Here is a 15,346-nt window from a genome sequence, read left to right on the forward strand (position 1 = left end):
GTGGATAAACGCAACTGGATCGATCTGTCCCAGGATGTCGACACCGGGATTGAATCGATTCGCGCTCACTTTGAGGGCCATGCCTACGATCCGCACTGGCATGACAGTTTCCTCGTCGGCGTCACCGAGCAAGGTGTGCAGCAGTTCAATTGCCGCCGCGTGCGCCATCGCAGTACGCCGGGCAACGTGTTCCTGCTGGAGCCGGGGGAAATCCACGATGGGCAAGCGCCGACCGAGGAAGGTTTTACCTATTCGATGCTCTACCTCGATCCGCACTGGCTGGAGCGTGAAATGCACGCGCTGTTCGAAGACGCCCCGGCCGACAGCCAGCCCGGTTTTGCCGACACGCTGAGTCAGGATCCGCGTCTGGCCACAGCGATCAGTCAAGCCTTCCATGCGCTGCATGACGGCGATCTGCGCATCGTCCGGCAGACCGCCGTCGATGGTTTGCTGAGCTCGCTCACGCGCCATCTCGACTGGCGCAAGCGCCAGGTTTTCGATCCGCGCCTGCCATTGGTGGCGCAACTGGCGCGGGATTATCTGCACGCGCACACCTATGAAGATATCGGTCTCGATGATCTCGCGCGGATCTGCGGGGTAGACCGTTTTCGTCTCAGCCGCGCCTTCAAGTCTGCTTTTGGCCTGGCGCCCCACGCGTATCTGATCCAGTTACGGCTGGCCAAGGCGCGGCAGTTGCTGGCCCGGGGTGAAACGCCGGCGCAGGTCGCCAGCGTGCTCGGTTTTGCTGACCAGAGTCATCTGGGCCGCTGGTTCCGCCGCGCCTACCAGCTTACCCCCGCCGACTACCGCAAGCGCTGCTCAAACCTTCCAGACTGATCCACAACGGCTGGCGATCATGGCTTCCTGTGTTTACTTCCAAGGAATCCGCCCATGGCGTCATTATTGCCCTTCCTGCTGTTTGCTTTCGTTGCCTCGATCACGCCGGGGCCGACCAATATTCTGGTGCTGAGCCACAGTTCGCGCCAAGGCTTGCTCGCCACATTGCCGATCATTTTTGGTGCCTGCGCGGCGGCGGCACTGATTGTATTGGTGGTCGGCCTCGGTGCCGGCGAAACCTTGCTGCGCTACCCGCGCGTGCAGCAAGCGATGGCCTGGGGCGGTGTGCTCTGGTTGAGCTGGCTGGCGTGGCAGATCTTTCGCAGTGCGCCGCCGTCGCTGGACCCGACGGATACGCAGGAAGAAGGTTTCAGCGTGCTCGGCGCGGCGATGCTGCAACTGGTCAACCCCAAAGTGTGGATGATGGCTGTGGCGGTGGTCAGCGTGTTTGTCGGCGGTGGTGACAAGACCCTGCGGCTGCTGGTGTTGTCGCTGGCGTTTCTGCTGGTGTCGTTGCCATGCATGACGTTGTGGGCGTTGCTGGGTGTGGGCAGTGCGCGATTGATGGGGTCGCCGAAAGCGTTCAAGCGGATGAACGCGACGCTTGCCTTGTTACTGCTGCTCTCGGCATGGCTGACTGTCCTGGCTTAACGCCCTCGTAGGAGCTGCCGAAGGCTGCGATCTTTTGATCTTGATCTTAAAAAACAAAATCAAAAGATCGCAGCCTTCGGCAGCTCCTACATTGCTTCTCAGTGCCATTTCATCAGGGTGAGGTGGCCTGCCGGTACTCACGCGGCGTAAACCCGGTCGACGCCTTGAACTGGCGGGTGAAGGCGCTGTGATCGGTATAGCCGCATTGCAGCGCCACTTCGGTAATCGGCAGGTCGGTGTGCAGCAATCGATGCGCGTGTTCGAGGCGTACTTTCTGGATCATCTGCCGTGGCGTCAGGTGAAACACGCGTTTGCAGTAACGCTCCAGCTGCGCCACGGAAATGCCAGCGATGCGGGTCAGCTCACCGAGGGTCACGCGGCGATTGAAATTCGCGCGGATATGCTCATCGACAGCCGCCAGCCGCTCGAATGCCGGGTGCGTTTCACTGGCCGATTGCAGGTCCACGGAAATCCCCGCCAGGCCAATGATCACTCCGTCACGGTTGTACAGCGGCTGCTTGTGCGTCAGGCACCAGCCTGGTTCGCGGCTGCCGTACAGATGCAGTTCAAGCTGATCCTCCAGCACAAAGCCCTCCTCCAGCACTTTGCGATCCTGCTCGGTGTAGCCCGGCCCGAATTGCGCCGGGAATACCTGCGCGCTGGTTTTGCCAAGTAGCGGACGCAGATCCTTCAAGCCACAGCGTTGCACCAGCGTGCGGTTGGCGAGCACGTAACGGGCCTGCACATCCTTGATGAAAATCGCCGCGTTAGGGATCACATCGAGCATCGGCAGCAGCAGCGCCGCGCCGGCCAACAGTTCCTCAAGTGTCTGCGGACGATGCCCATCAATGCCTTGAGACAGGATCGAGAACGCCTGCTGCATCAAACAATCCCCTCGTAACGTGGATGGAAGAAGCGCCCGCCATGCGGCCTTCGCGTGCAGATTGCAGCATGGCTCAAAGCATGTCGAGGACCACGTTTATTCAGCGCGACTGTGCTGATTTCGTCATCGAAGCCGCCGCAAAACATCAATCGCCACAGCGTCGACACGTTCAAAGTCTGGGCGTCCCAGTGACACAACTGCCTATCCAATAACTCACAAGAAGGCGATGCCATGTCAGGCCAAGGCAAGTTCAAAAAACAGCTTTCACTGATCGACCTCACATTTATCGGACTCGGGGCGATTTTCGGCTCCGGCTGGTTGTTCGCGGCCAGTCATGTGTCCGCCATCGCCGGGCCGGCGGGGATTTTTTCCTGGCTGCTGGGTGGTTTTGCCGTGTTGTTGCTGGGCATCGTCTATTGCGAGCTGGGCGCTGCATTGCCGCGAGCCGGCGGTGTGGTGCGCTATCCGGTTTATTCCCACGGGCCTCTGCTCGGCTACTTGATGGGCTTCATTACCCTGATTGCGTTTTCCAGTCTGGTGGCGATCGAAGTGGTTGCCTCACGCCAATACGCAGCAGCGTGGTTTCCCGAGCTGACCAAGGCTGGCAGCGGCGATCCGACGATTCTCGGCTGGCTGGTGCAGTTCGGCCTTCTGTGCGTGTTTTTCCTGCTCAACTACCGCAGCGTGAAAACCTTCGCCAAGGCCAATAATCTGGTCAGCGTGTTCAAGTTCATCGTGCCGCTGTTGGTGATCGGCGTGCTGTTCACCTTCTTCAAACCGGCGAATTTCCAAGTACAAGGTTTCGCCCCGTTCGGCTTGTCCGGTATCGAAATGGCGGTGTCGGCGGGTGGCGTGATTTTCGCTTACCTGGGGCTGACGCCGATCATCTCCGTGGCCAGTGAAGTGAAGAATCCACAGCGCACCATTCCCATCGCACTGATCCTCTCGGTGCTGCTGTCGACGTTGATTTATGTGCTGCTGCAAATGGCCTTTCTCGGCAGCATCCCGACGGAAATGCTCGCCAATGGCTGGGCCGGGATCAGCAAGGAATTTTCCCTGCCGTACCGCGACATCGCCCTGGCACTGGGTGTGGGCTGGCTGGCGTATCTGGTGGTCGCCGACGCGGTGATCTCGCCGAGCGGCTGCGGCAACATCTACATGAACGCCACCCCACGCGTGATCTATGGCTGGGCGCAGACCGGGACCTTTTTCAAAGTCTTCACTCATATCGATGAGAAGTCCGGGATTCCGCGTCCGGCGCTGTGGCTGACCTTTGCTCTGTCGGTGTTCTGGACCCTGCCATTTCCGTCGTGGGAAGCGCTGATCAACGTGGTTTCCGCTGCGCTGGTGTTGAGTTACGCCGTGGCGCCGGTGACCGTGGCCGCGCTGCGCCGTAATGCGCCAGACATGCCACGACCGTTCCGGGTCAAGTGCATGGGTCTGCTCGGGCCGGTGTCGTTCATCATCGCCGCGCTGATTGTCTACTGGTCGGGCTGGAACACTGTGTCGTGGCTGCTCGGCCTGCAAATCCTGATGTTCGTCGTCTATCTGCTCTGCGGTCGTTTTGTGCCGACCGCTCACCTGAATCTGGCCAGCCAAGTGCGTTCCTCGGCATGGTTGATCGCCTTCTATGCGGTGACCATCGTTCTGTCGAAACTCGGCACCTTTGGTGGCCTCGGCATCCTCGCTCATCCGTTCGACACCATCGTCGTCGCTGCTTGCGCCACCGGCATTTATTACTGGGGTGCCGCAACCGGTGTGCCGGCGCATCTGCTGCGTCTGGAAGAGGACGATGAGGAAAGCGAAGTCAACGCCCCTGCCTCGACCGTTTCTGCACGCCCTGCCGGCGCCTACTGAAATCAACCAACGGGATCTAATCATGAAAGAACTACACGTCATTGATTCCCACACCGGCGGTGAACCCACGCGTCTGGTGATGACAGGCTTCCCGAATCTGCCCGGCAACAGCATGGTGGAAAAACGCGATGCGCTGCGCACTCAGCATGATCAATGGCGCCGCGCCTGCCTGCTGGAACCGCGCGGCAACGATGTGCTGGTCGGCGCGTTGTATTGCGCGCCGGTCTCGCCGGACGCCACGTGCGGGGTGATTTTCTTCAACAATGCCGGTTATCTGGGTATGTGCGGCCACGGCACCATCGGCCTGATCAACTCGTTGCAGTACCTGGGGAAAATCGAGCCAGGCATCCACAAGATCGACACCCCGGTCGGCCCGGTCAGTGCCACGTTGCATGACGACGGAACCGTCACCTTGGGCAACGTCCCCGCTTATCGTCACCGCAAACAGGTATCGGTGGATGTGCCGGGTTACGGCCGTGTATTCGGCGATGTCGCTTACGGCGGCAACTGGTTTTTCCTCGTCTCCGAGCACGGCCAGACGCTGACCATGGACAACGTCGAACACCTCACGGCGTACACCTGGGCCATGCTCAAGGCCCTCGAAGATCAGGGCATTTTCGGCGAAGACGGTGCCGTCATCGATCACATCGAACTGTTCGCCGATGACGATCGGGCCGACAGCCGCAACTTCGTCATGTGCCCTGGCAAAGCCTACGACCGCTCCCCTTGCGGCACCGGCACCAGCGCCAAACTCGCCTGCCTTGCGGCCGACGAAAAACTGCAACCCGGCGCAACCTGGGTGCAGGCGAGCATCACCGGCAGCCAGTTCGAAGGCCGCTTTGAATGGCATGGCGAACGCATCCGCCCGTTCATCACCGGCCGTGCCTACATGACCGCCGACAGCACGTTGCTGATCGACGAAGCAGACCCGTTCGCGTGGGGCATCTGAGCCGCCGCGCTGACTTTTCACCTCAATTTGAACGATGTGCCAAGGAGTTAAAGCAATGAGCGACAACATCTTCACCGGTTGCATGCCGGCCCTGATGACCCCGTGCACCGCCCAACGCAAACCGGACTTCGACGCGTTGGTGGCCAAGGGTCGCGAGCTGATCGATGTCGGCATGAGCGCCGTGGTTTATTGCGGTTCGATGGGCGACTGGCCGCTGTTGACCGAGGCTGAACGGCAGGAAGGCGTGGCGCGCCTGGTCTCTGCCGGGATTCCAACGATTGTCGGAACCGGCGCGGTGAATTCCCGTGAAGCGGTTTCCCATGCAGCGCACGCGGCGAAAGTCGGCGCGCAGGGTTTGATGGTGATTCCGCGCGTACTGTCCCGTGGTGCTTCGCCGGCCGCGCAAAAAGCCCACTTCGCCGCGATTCTGCAAGCCGCGCCGAACCTGCCGGCAGTGATCTACAACAGCCCCTACTACGGCTTCGCCACCCGCGCCGACCTGTTCTTCGAACTGCGCCGCGAGCACCCGAACCTGATCGGCTTCAAGGAGTTTGGCGGTGGCGCCGACCTGCGTTACGCCGCCGAAAACATCACCTCCAAAGATGAAGACGTGACCCTGATGGTCGGCGTCGACACCCAAGTGGTGCACGGTTTCGTCAACTGCAACGCCACCGGCGCGATCACCGGTATCGGCAACGCGCTGCCCCGCGAGGTGCTGCAACTGGTCGCGCTGAGCAAGCAAGCGGCCAAGGGTGATGCCAAGGCCCGTCGTCAGGCGCGGGAGCTGGAATCGGCGCTGGCCGTGTTGTCGTCGTTCGATGAAGGCTGCGACCTGGTGCTGTATTACAAACACCTGATGGTGCTCAACGGCGACAAGGAATACACCCTGCACTTCACCGAAACCGATGCGTTGAGCGATTCGCAGCGGCGTTATGCCGAGAAGCAGTACTCGCTGTTCCGTCACTGGTACGAGAACTGGTCGGCGGAACAGAGCTTCGCCTGACACTTCAGCCTCACCTGCCGCGATGCGTAGTGCTACGCGGCAGGCATTTCCCTTTTCATCAGGAAGACACCATGACTCTGACGGGCCACATGCTGATCGGACAGCACTCGGTTGCGGGCAATCGCGCCGCCATTCGCGGGATCAATCCGGCCACCGATGAAGCGCTGCAACCAGCGTATGCCGGTGGATCGGCCGAGCATGTCGAACAGGCCTGTGCTCTGGCTTGGGCAGCGTTCGATGCTTATCGCGAGACGGCGCTGAATGTCCGCGCTGAATTTCTCGAAAGCATTGCCGAGGAAATCGAAGCCCTCGGCGATGAACTGATCGAGCGTGCCCACACCGAAACCGGTCTGCCGCGTGCGCGTTTACTGGGTGAACGCGGGCGTACTTGCCAGCAATTAAGAATGTTCGCCCGCACGGTTCGCGCCGGTGAATGGCTGGATGTGCGGGTCGATAGCGCGCAACCGCAGCGCCAACCACTGCCGCGCGCGGATCTGCGTCAACGGCAGATTGCACTGGGGCCGGTCGCGGTGTTCGGCGCGAGCAATTTCCCGCTGGCGTTCTCCGTGGCCGGCGGTGACACCGCATCGGCGCTGGCCGCCGGTTGCCCGGTGATCGTCAAAGCGCACAGTGCGCATCCCGGCACCAGCGAACTGGTCGGCCGCGCAGTCGCTCGGGCGGTAAAAACCTGTGGTTTGCCGGAAGGCGTGTTCTCGTTGCTGTACGGTTCCGGCCGCGAAGTGGGCATTGCGCTGGTCACTGATCCACGGATCAAAGCAGTGGGTTTCACCGGCTCGCGCAGCGGCGGTCTGGCATTGATTCAAGCGGCGCAAGCACGGCCCGAGCCGATTCCGGTATACGCGGAAATGAGTTCGATCAATCCGGTGCTGCTGTTTCCTGCGGCGCTGGAGAATCGCACGCAGGCGTTGGCTGAAGGGTTTGTGGCGTCGCTGACGCTGGGCGCGGGCCAGTTCTGCACTAATCCGGGCTTGGTGATTGCCTTGAAAGAACCGGCGCTGGACAGATTCATTGGCGCCACCACCGAAATTATTCAACGCAGTCCGGCGCAAACGATGCTCACACCGGGCATCTTCAGTGCTTACGAATCTGCCGTGAATGCGCTGGCCGAGAATGCCAGTGCGAACATCGCGGGTGTTGGTCTAAGCGGCAACGGCCCGAATCAATGTCAGGCCCGTGTATTCGTGACCGAAGCCGCCGACTTTCTCGCCGATCACCGCCTGCAAGCTGAAGCCTTCGGTGCAGCTGCATTAATTGTGCAATGCGAAAGTGAAACTGAAATCCGCCAGGTCACCGAACATCTGGAGGGCCAGTTGACCGCGACATTGCATCTGGATGAGCAAGACCTGGAACAGGCACGCGACCTGCTGCCGACACTGGAACGCAAGGCCGGTCGGTTGCTGGTCAACGGCTGGCCCACCGGCGTCGAGGTGTGTGACGCAATGGTTCACGGCGGGCCGTTCCCGGCCACCTCAGACTCGCGCACTACATCCGTGGGTACAGCGGCAATTCTGCGTTTTCTGCGTCCGGTCTGCTATCAGGACTTCCCGGAGAACTTGCTGCCTGAAGCGTTGAAACATGACAACCCGCTGCAATTGCGACGTCTGCTCGATGGGCAAAGGGAAGCGCAGTACCATGACCAATAACGTCTCCCACGACATTGCTGTGGTCGGCGCCGGCATCATCGGCGTCGCCTGCGCACTGCGTCTGGCGCGCCAGGGATTACGCGTGGCGGTGATCGATCAGCAGCCACCCGGCCACGGCGCCTCGTTCGGCAACGCCGGGCATCTGGCGACCGAGCAGGTGTTTCCAATTGCCGACGCGTCCATCCTCAAGCGCCTGCCAGCCATGCTGCTGGATCCGATGGGGCCATTGCGGCTGGACTGGAAATACCTGCCGCGCGCCTTGCCGTGGTTTACCCGGCTGTTGCTGAATCTGCGCCCGGCGCCTTTTCAGAATACCGTAGCAGGCTTGCGCGCCCTGAATGAAAGCAGTCTAAAGGCTTGGCAGCGCTTGCTCGCCGACATCCAGCGGCCGGACCTGCTGAAGATCGATGGATCGTTACTGGTATTCGAGCGCCCCGAATCGCGTCAGACCATCCAGGCATTACAGGCCCGGATGCATCAGCAGCAAGTGCCGGTCGACCTCTGGCAGGCCGGCGCCATACGCGACACCGCGCCGCAACTCAGCGAACAGATTCAGGGCGGCTTGTTCTTTCCGCGCACCGGGCACTTCATCGACCCGTATCGCGTGGTGTGTGAATTGGTCGAAGCGGCCAAGGCCAGCGGCGTGAGCTTCGTACAGCAGCAGGTTCAGGGTGGCTATGTGCAAGAGCACGGGGTGACGCTGACCACCGGCAATGGCGGTCTGACTGCACGCCGCGTGCTGATCGCCTGTGGCGCACATTCGGCGAAACTCACCGCCGCCCTCACCGGCAAAACAGTACCGCTGGACACCGAGCGCGGATACCACCTGATGCTGCCTCAGGAACACGACCGACTGCCCTTCCCCGTGACCTCGCTGGAACGCAAGTTCATCATGACGCCGATGTCCGAAGGCTTGCGTCTGGCCGGCACCGTCGAATTCGCCGGTCTGGAAAAACCGCCGAGCATGGAACGCGCGTGGCAGTTGCATCGATTGAGTCAGGGCTTGTTTCGCAGGGATCTGAGCGCTGAAGCGGCGACGCCGTGGATGGGTTTTCGACCGTCGTTGCCGGATTCGTTGCCGGTGATTGATCGGGTCTGTGGAGGTAAGGTGTTGCTTGCTTTTGGGCATCAGCATCTGGGGCTGACACAGGCGGCGGTGACAGCGGAGATGGTGGTGCGGATGGCTCGGCCAGCAACGACGCATCAGGTGACTGATCTGACGGCAGATGAACGCTTCAGACTCGATCGTTTCTGAACGGCGGGTGCCGATGCGATTGAGCGTCTGCCCTCAAGTGATCGGTTGTAACGCTTCTATCAGCGCTCCTGACAACATTGCAACTAGCCGTTCCGCCGGGAGCATCAGCTCCCCTTTTCATACAGCGCCAATATCATCAACCAGACATTGTTCCCACGGCGGACAAGGAGACCACGCGTCTAAAAGCTTATCGATGAACAGGCGGATCTTGGGCGAAAGATGTCGTTTGCTGGGATAGATGATCCGGATGGGTTCTGCGGCCTCAGCGTATTCTTCGAGCAGTTGAACAAGCTTGCCGCTGCGTAGTTGGTGGCTCACTACGTACGACGGCAGTGTCGCAATACCCAAGCCCGCCATCGCGCACTCATGCAGCGCTTCCGCGCTGTCCATCTGTAGCCGCCCACCTTGAGTAAAGGCAACCGCTTGGCCGTCTACTCGAAAATTCCATGGAAGTAATCGTCCCCCGCTGACGAAATGCAGACATTCGTGCGTGGACAGTTCTTCGGGCGTTTGCGGCCGTGGATGCTCAGCCAGATAGTGGGGTGAAGCACAGGTGATCATCTGCTGGTACGCCACGGTGCGTGTCAGCAATCGAGAATCCTCTTTCGGCGGGCCAATTCGCATGGCCAGATCAAACCCCTCATCAATGAGGTCTACCAGTCGGTCGGAAAACGTAACGTCGACACTTAGCGAAGGCCAGTCCTTCAGACAGCATTCGATATGCGGGAGAACGTGAAGCCTACCCAGTGCGACCGGCAGACTCATACGCAATCGCCCACTGGGTGTCGAGCGACGAAACGCCAGTGCATCTTCGACATCGTCAAGATCTTGAAGGATGCCAACGCAGCGCTCGTAGAGAACCTGACCGTCGTCCGTCAGGCTCAGACTGCGGGTTGTGCGGTTGAGTAACCGCACTTGCAATCGAGCTTCCAGCCTGACAATCGATTTACCCACTGCCGAACGAGTGAGACCTAATTGCTTGGCAGCTGCGGTAAAGCTTCCGGCATTTACAGAACTCACAAAAGCCGCGATGTCGTTCAGGTTATGAATTTCCATACTTCCTCACTCGATCAACGTTCGGGCGCCCCGGCACTCGCTATGGGGAACCCTATTCCCCAATCAAGAGAATAGTATCTCAATTAGCTAATCCAACGCCCTCCTTCAATCGAGATCACTATGAATACGAAAGTAAAAGCAGCCGTTCAAACCTGGGCCAACAGCCTGAGCGATTTGATACCTGTCCTCAAAGGCATTGATACCACCACGAAAATGAGCGATATCCGCGACGCCTACGCAGGAATGCTCGCGCAAAATCCAGCGCCCACCGGCGTCAGGTTCGAAGCAGTCGACATGGGCGGTGTTCCAGGGACCCTGGTGACACCCGATGAAGTCAAGACCGACGCAGTTGTGATGTACATCCATGGCGGGGCGTATATTGTCGGCCGTCCAGATGGCTACCACGGCATTGGTGGCAACTACGCGAAAATGCTGGGTGCTCGTGTATACATGCCTGACTACCGCCTGGCCCCGGAGCACAAATTCCCCGCATCCATCGACGACACACTGCGCGCCTACGAATGGTTGCTTGAGCAGAAAATCCCGGCTGAAAAAATCGCGTTTTCCGGCGAGTCGGCTGGCGGCGCAATGGTAGTAAGCGTGATGGTGGCGGCCAAATCCAAAGGGCTTGCGTTACCTGCGGTGGGTTCTTCGATCTCGCCTTGGGCAAATCTCGAACACACCGGCGCCTCTATGAGCAACCGTGAGGGCCTGGATCCGCTGAATTCCAAGCCTGTTCTGGATATTCTTGCCAGAACATTCCTTGGCGAGACACTGGCCAACCATCCTCTGGCATCGCCGGTTTTCGCGGACGTCACTAGACTCCCACCCATTCTGATTCAGATTGGCGAGAACGAGCTGATGCTGAGTGACGCGATACGGCTTGCCAGCCATCTGGCGGACAACCGTGTCCGAGTCAATCTCGAGGTATGGCCTGCCATGTTCCACGCCTGGCACTTCTACTCTGCCATGCTGCCAGAAGGTCAACAGGCAATGGAGAGCTCAGTACGTTTCATTGAGGCGGGTCTGGTCGAAGCCAATCGCTGAATAGAAATTCAGACGGCGGGAGCTTTTCAGTTCCCGCCGTTCTGCCTTCAATAGAGCGTCGGCAAGGCAAAAAAAGTAAAGAGCGATTGACCGGTTACGTTGCCCGTCGCACTAATCGTAAAACGCTTCAACCGACACCCGACTGCCGACAAAGAAACTGTCCGCCACCAACCGTAACGGCTGCACATCCAGGTCACTGGCCTTGTCGCCAATCAACTGCTGAAAATGCCGATACACTGCCGCGTACTCACCCTCCTCCGACACGGCCTGACGCACGCCATCGATGCTCAACAACGCGCCGCCGTTATCCAGACGCAGAACACCCTCGGCGCAACGAACTTCGATACTCCACAGCTCATCATGGCCATGGTCGAAGTCGAACTCCGCACGCACATCGAGTTGATGCGCATCAGCCATTTTGATCGACGCAGCGATTGGCGATTGGCAGTTGCTCGGCACGCGCAGTTCGGCGGATTCGACAAACAGCGGCAGCGCCAGCAGATGGGTGACGATCGACAAGGCATTGATGCCCGGATCGAACACGCCGAGGCCGCCGGGTTGCCAGATCCAGGTCTGACCGGGGTGCCATTTGCGCACGTCTTCTTTCCAGTCGATCTGCACGCTTTGCAAAGTGCGCGAGGCGAGCCAGTCGCGCGCGGCTTCGATACCGGGCGCGTAGCGTGAATGCCAGGCAAACAACGCGCTGACACCCTGCTCCGCTGCCTGATCAACCAAGGCCAGCGCCTCGCCCAACGTGGCGCACGGTGGCTTCTCAACCAGCACGTGTTTGCCGGCGGCCAAGGCTTGCTGTACGAGTGCGAAGCGCCCTTGCGGCGGGGTGCAGAAGGCAATGGCGTCCACCGACGGGCCGTTTTCCAGCAACTCACTCAACGATTGGAAGTTTTCCACGCCAGCACAAGGCTTGCCTTGGGTGGCGACGGAGACCAACTGGAAAGCGGGATTGGCGAGGATCGCCGGGACGTGTTGATCCTGGGCAATCTTGCCGTAGCCCACCAGACCGAGACGGATTGGTTGCATCAATGACTCCTGTTTTGATTTTGTTGTCGTCAGTGAACCGGGAGATTACCTGCAAACGCCACGAGCGTCTGTCCGCGCAATGTCACAACAACGCACAGGATCAGGCAAGGATCGCACAGGAATGCACTAGTGCCCGCAGCGCTGAAAAAGAAACAATGCCTTACGACAAACCGATCGAGGATGTTCCCATGCTTGTACAAGCCTACGGCGCCCACGCGGGCGACAAACCCCTTGAGCCGATGCAGATCAACCGCCGCGCGCCGGCCGCCCATGATGTGCAGATCGACATCGCGTTCTGTGGCATCTGCCATTCCGACCTGCACCAGGTACGCGCCGAATGGGCCGGGACACAATTTCCTTGCGTACCGGGACACGAAATCGTCGGTCGCGTGTCGGCCGTCGGCGCACATGTGTCGGACTACAAGGTCGGTGATCTGGTCGGCGTCGGTTGCATCGTCGACAGCTGCAAACATTGCGATGACTGCGAAAGCGGCCTGGAAAATTACTGCGACGGCATGATCGGCACCTACAACTTCCCGACCCCGGACGCACCGGGCTGGACGCTGGGTGGCTATTCGCAAAACATCGTCGTGCATGAACGCTACGTGCTGCGCATCCGTCATCCCGAAGCGCAACTGGCCGCCGTCGCACCGCTGCTGTGTGCCGGTATTACCACCTACTCGCCGCTGCGCCACTGGAACGCCGGCCCCGGCAAGAAAGTCGGCGTGGTCGGCATCGGTGGCCTCGGTCACATGGGCATCAAACTGGCCCATGCTCTGGGCGCTCACGTGGTTGCATTCACTACGTCAGAATCGAAACGCGAAGCGGCCAAAGCGCTGGGCGCCGATGAGGTGGTGGTATCGCGCAATGCCGAAGAAATGGCCGCGCACGCCAAGAGTTTCGACTTGATCCTCAACACCGTCGCCGCGCCGCACGATCTCGATGCATTCCTGGTGCTGCTCAAGCGCGATGGTGCGTTGACGCTGGTCGGCGCACCGGCCACCTCGCACCCGTCGCCGAACGTGTTCAACCTGATCATGAAGCGCCGCACGATTGCCGGTTCGATGATCGGTGGCATTGCCGAAACCCAGGAAATGCTCGACTTCTGCGCTGAGCACGGCATCGTCTCCGACATCGAACTGATCCGCGCCGACCAGATCAACGACGCCTACGAGCGCATGCTCAAGGGTGACGTGAAGTATCGTTTTGTGATCGACAACGCAACGTTGGCCGGCTAAACCTCAGCGCCCATTGGCCATTAAGCGCGGCCAATGGGCCATTGAATTCCGTCGCCGGGATTTGACAGGCCCGACGTTGCTCGCCAGAGTCGCACCCCTTTGCCTGCCATCAAGGGGTTGCCGTTGAACGAACAGACATTGTCCATGCGCCTCGAGCGGGTGGCTGCCCACGTACCTGCCGGTGCGCGACTGGCGGATATCGGCTCGGATCACGGCTATCTGCCGGTGGCGCTGATGCGTCGTGGTTTGATCAGCGCGGCCGTGGCTGGCGAGGTTGCGGCGACGCCGTTCCACGCGGCTGAACGCACTGTGCGCGAAAACGATTTGCAGCAGCACATCTGTGTGCGCAGGGCCGATGGTCTGGCAGCAATCAAACTTGACGACGGCATCACCGCCGTCAGCGTCTGCGGCATGGGCGGTGAAACCATCCGCGACATCCTCGACAGCGGCAAGGCTCACCTCAACGGCCAGGAACGTCTGATCCTGCAACCCAACGGCGGTGAACAACCCTTGCGCCAGTGGCTGATGGAAAACGGCTACCGCATCCTCAGTGAAGAAGTGCTGCGGGAAAACCGCTTCGACTACGAAATCATCGTCGCCGAACGCGCCGAACCGGTGAGCTATTCCGACCAGGAACTGTACTTCGGCCCGCTACAGATGCAGGCACGCAGGCCAGAGTTTCTGGCCAAGTGGCAACGCATACTGAACGAAAAGCAAAAGACCCTCGGTCAGTTCGCCCGGGCGCAGCAGGCTTTGCCCGAGGCGAAGGTACGAGAGATCACGCGACAGGCTGAATGGATCGCGCAGTTGCTGGCTTGAGAAGCCGTGGCCGGCAGGTGCGCATGCGCCAATTCCGCGGGCAGGCTCGCTTCCAGATTCTGGTATTGACCTCACGTCAACACTTCGCCCTTTCGTCCCTGGGCTTTGCTTTTGTCACCGTCACACTTGAACGGGAGTCCAAGTGTGACGGTGACGTGATGCTGCCCTCCCTTGAATTACAGTTGAGGGATAACGTTGTAAATCTCTGGCGGAGAGAGTTCTGAGTTCGCTTGAAAACCCTGACGTCATTGCCTTCCTCCGCAGCCGCTACCGCCCACTGCATTCAAATTACATTTCTTCACTAAGGTCAAACGCCACGCCGCTGGCTCTCCGTCAGCGGCATTACAGCACTCAGCTGACGACCGCACCCTTCGGGCCACTGGCAATCAGCGCAGCGCCACAGGCGGTTTTCATGCCATCGAGCGCGATGGGCGTGCCATCGACGGTGTAGGTGCTGCTGCCCTCGGCAATCGGGAATATCCCTTTGCACAACGGGCAACTGACCTTGTGACCGACACCGGCAATCGGCTTGCCATTGAGGTCAGTCCGGGAGAAGGCTTCGAGGACCTTGCCACCGTGAGTGGTGGAGTCGCCCAAGCGAATGGCGTCTTTCATGTTGTCACTCCTTTGACCAAGCCGCTGATATTCCAATTGATCCACGGGATCAATCAAACGCGAAACCGGTGGTGAACCGGCTTCAATACTCCTTACTCAGCCATCCAGACATCTTCATAGCCGGCTGTATCGATGATGAATTTTGCGCCAGTGGGCAGACAAAGATAATTCACAACCTGAGGCAACATTTCACTCAGGTGGTGAACATGGACAGGCTTGTAGAAGTCATCCGCGTCAGAGAACTCACCACAGTGAATAAACCAGCTGATATTGCCGTCTTCCGGCAATTGAACTCTTGTGCCATAAATCGGCGACTTGCCAAGCGAGTCAATAGCGATCGCGACCATCTCTTCGGGCGGTTGCACAGGCATTCCATACTTGCTACAGATTTCTGTTTGCGCCTGGTCCGGATAAACAGCGTCAGCCTTTTGCAT

The 15,346-nt window shown here is 59.7% G+C and carries 15 protein-coding genes; 10 read left to right on the forward strand and 5 right to left on the reverse strand.

Annotated features, from left to right (window positions below; all coding sequences use genetic code 11):
* Window positions 1-837: an AraC family transcriptional regulator gene (locus tag ACI514_RS12795; protein ID WP_095118485.1), complete on the forward strand. Its 837-nt coding sequence runs from the start codon at window positions 1-3 to the stop codon at window positions 835-837.
* 54 nt (window positions 838-891) lie between these two features.
* Window positions 892-1,488: a LysE family translocator gene (locus ACI514_RS12800; protein WP_160057537.1), complete on the forward strand. Its 597-nt coding sequence runs from the start codon at window positions 892-894 to the stop codon at window positions 1,486-1,488.
* A 112-nt stretch (window positions 1,489-1,600) separates the two neighbouring features.
* Here ACI514_RS12800 and ACI514_RS12805 read toward each other — a convergent pair whose 3' ends face one another.
* Window positions 1,601-2,371 (reverse strand): helix-turn-helix domain-containing protein, encoded by a 771-nt coding sequence (locus ACI514_RS12805; protein ID WP_405123975.1) that lies wholly within the window; start codon window positions 2,369-2,371, stop codon window positions 1,601-1,603.
* 231 nt (window positions 2,372-2,602) lie between these two features.
* Here ACI514_RS12805 and ACI514_RS12810 point away from each other — a divergent pair, with 231 nt between their 5' ends.
* From ACI514_RS12810 to ACI514_RS12830, 5 genes are all read left to right on the forward strand, one after another.
* Window positions 2,603-4,228 (forward strand): APC family permease, encoded by a 1,626-nt coding sequence (locus tag ACI514_RS12810; protein ID WP_160057535.1) that lies wholly within the window; start codon window positions 2,603-2,605, stop codon window positions 4,226-4,228.
* Between the two features lie 22 nt (window positions 4,229-4,250).
* Complete coding sequence (locus tag ACI514_RS12815) at window positions 4,251-5,177, forward strand: 4-hydroxyproline epimerase (RefSeq protein ID WP_160057534.1); 927 nt, start codon at window positions 4,251-4,253, stop codon at window positions 5,175-5,177.
* A 55-nt stretch (window positions 5,178-5,232) separates the two neighbouring features.
* The gene (locus ACI514_RS12820; RefSeq protein ID WP_095118480.1) at window positions 5,233-6,180 is read left to right on the forward strand and encodes a dihydrodipicolinate synthase family protein; all 948 of its coding nucleotides are present in this window, start codon (window positions 5,233-5,235) and stop codon (window positions 6,178-6,180) included.
* Between the two features lie 71 nt (window positions 6,181-6,251).
* The gene (locus ACI514_RS12825) at window positions 6,252-7,844 is read left to right on the forward strand and encodes an aldehyde dehydrogenase (NADP(+)) (RefSeq protein ID WP_405123976.1); all 1,593 of its coding nucleotides are present in this window, start codon (window positions 6,252-6,254) and stop codon (window positions 7,842-7,844) included.
* On the forward strand, window positions 7,834-9,099 hold the full coding sequence (locus ACI514_RS12830; protein ID WP_405123977.1) for an FAD-dependent oxidoreductase: 1,266 nt from the start codon (window positions 7,834-7,836) through the stop codon (window positions 9,097-9,099). Before ACI514_RS12825 ends, ACI514_RS12830 begins: the two co-directional genes overlap by 11 nt.
* Window positions 9,100-9,216: 117 nt before the next feature.
* Here the strand turns inward: ACI514_RS12830 and ACI514_RS12835 are convergent, their stop codons facing one another.
* Entirely contained in the window at window positions 9,217-10,155 is a 939-nt protein-coding gene (locus tag ACI514_RS12835) for a LysR family transcriptional regulator (protein ID WP_077572477.1), read from the reverse strand.
* A gap of 120 nt (window positions 10,156-10,275) precedes the next feature.
* Between ACI514_RS12835 and ACI514_RS12840 the strand changes: the two genes are divergently transcribed.
* Complete coding sequence (locus tag ACI514_RS12840) at window positions 10,276-11,202, forward strand: alpha/beta hydrolase (protein ID WP_405123978.1); 927 nt, start codon at window positions 10,276-10,278, stop codon at window positions 11,200-11,202.
* Window positions 11,203-11,313: 111 nt separating this feature from the next.
* Here ACI514_RS12840 and ACI514_RS12845 read toward each other — a convergent pair whose 3' ends face one another.
* The gene (locus tag ACI514_RS12845; RefSeq protein WP_405123979.1) at window positions 11,314-12,240 is read right to left on the reverse strand and encodes a Gfo/Idh/MocA family protein; all 927 of its coding nucleotides are present in this window, start codon (window positions 12,238-12,240) and stop codon (window positions 11,314-11,316) included.
* A 188-nt stretch (window positions 12,241-12,428) separates the two neighbouring features.
* Between ACI514_RS12845 and ACI514_RS12850 the strand changes: the two genes are divergently transcribed.
* Both ACI514_RS12850 and ACI514_RS12855 read left to right on the forward strand, forming a co-directional pair.
* Window positions 12,429-13,478, forward strand: a complete 1,050-nt coding sequence (locus ACI514_RS12850) for an NAD(P)-dependent alcohol dehydrogenase (RefSeq protein WP_405123980.1) — start codon at window positions 12,429-12,431, stop codon at window positions 13,476-13,478.
* A gap of 123 nt (window positions 13,479-13,601) precedes the next feature.
* Window positions 13,602-14,297, forward strand: a complete 696-nt coding sequence (locus ACI514_RS12855; RefSeq protein ID WP_342794635.1) for a tRNA (adenine(22)-N(1))-methyltransferase TrmK — start codon at window positions 13,602-13,604, stop codon at window positions 14,295-14,297.
* 351 nt (window positions 14,298-14,648) lie between these two features.
* Here ACI514_RS12855 and ACI514_RS12860 read toward each other — a convergent pair whose 3' ends face one another.
* Both ACI514_RS12860 and ACI514_RS12865 read right to left on the reverse strand, forming a co-directional pair.
* Window positions 14,649-14,912 carry a PAAR domain-containing protein gene (locus ACI514_RS12860; RefSeq protein ID WP_011333757.1) on the reverse strand — a complete coding sequence of 88 codons (264 nt, stop codon included), beginning with the start codon at window positions 14,910-14,912 and terminating at the stop codon, window positions 14,649-14,651.
* Window positions 14,913-15,004: 92 nt separating this feature from the next.
* Window positions 15,005-15,346 (reverse strand): hypothetical protein, encoded by a 342-nt coding sequence (locus ACI514_RS12865; protein WP_116029673.1) that lies wholly within the window; start codon window positions 15,344-15,346, stop codon window positions 15,005-15,007.

This window comes from Pseudomonas sp. M20 (genome assembly GCF_045037865.1).
Classification (GTDB): Bacteria; Pseudomonadota; Gammaproteobacteria; order Pseudomonadales; family Pseudomonadaceae; genus Aquipseudomonas.

Coding starts and splice junctions, on each gene's coding strand:
- ACI514_RS12850 (WP_405123980.1), top strand. CDS start 12,429: ATGCTTGTACAAGCCTACGGCGCCCACGCGGGCGACAAACCCCTTGAG.
- ACI514_RS12835 (WP_077572477.1), bottom strand. CDS start 10,155: ATGGAAATTCATAACCTGAACGACATCGCGGCTTTTGTGAGTTCTGTA.
- ACI514_RS12805 (WP_405123975.1), bottom strand. CDS start 2,371: ATGCAGCAGGCGTTCTCGATCCTGTCTCAAGGCATTGATGGGCATCGT.
- ACI514_RS12820 (WP_095118480.1), top strand. CDS start 5,233: ATGAGCGACAACATCTTCACCGGTTGCATGCCGGCCCTGATGACCCCG.
- ACI514_RS12860 (WP_011333757.1), bottom strand. CDS start 14,912: ATGAAAGACGCCATTCGCTTGGGCGACTCCACCACTCACGGTGGCAAG.
- ACI514_RS12800 (WP_160057537.1), top strand. CDS start 892: ATGGCGTCATTATTGCCCTTCCTGCTGTTTGCTTTCGTTGCCTCGATC.
- ACI514_RS12825 (WP_405123976.1), top strand. CDS start 6,252: ATGACTCTGACGGGCCACATGCTGATCGGACAGCACTCGGTTGCGGGC.
- ACI514_RS12865 (WP_116029673.1), bottom strand. CDS start 15,346: ATGCAAAAGGCTGACGCTGTTTATCCGGACCAGGCGCAAACAGAAATC.
- ACI514_RS12845 (WP_405123979.1), bottom strand. CDS start 12,240: ATGCAACCAATCCGTCTCGGTCTGGTGGGCTACGGCAAGATTGCCCAG.
- ACI514_RS12810 (WP_160057535.1), top strand. CDS start 2,603: ATGTCAGGCCAAGGCAAGTTCAAAAAACAGCTTTCACTGATCGACCTC.
- ACI514_RS12840 (WP_405123978.1), top strand. CDS start 10,276: ATGAATACGAAAGTAAAAGCAGCCGTTCAAACCTGGGCCAACAGCCTG.
- ACI514_RS12830 (WP_405123977.1), top strand. CDS start 7,834: ATGACCAATAACGTCTCCCACGACATTGCTGTGGTCGGCGCCGGCATC.
- ACI514_RS12815 (WP_160057534.1), top strand. CDS start 4,251: ATGAAAGAACTACACGTCATTGATTCCCACACCGGCGGTGAACCCACG.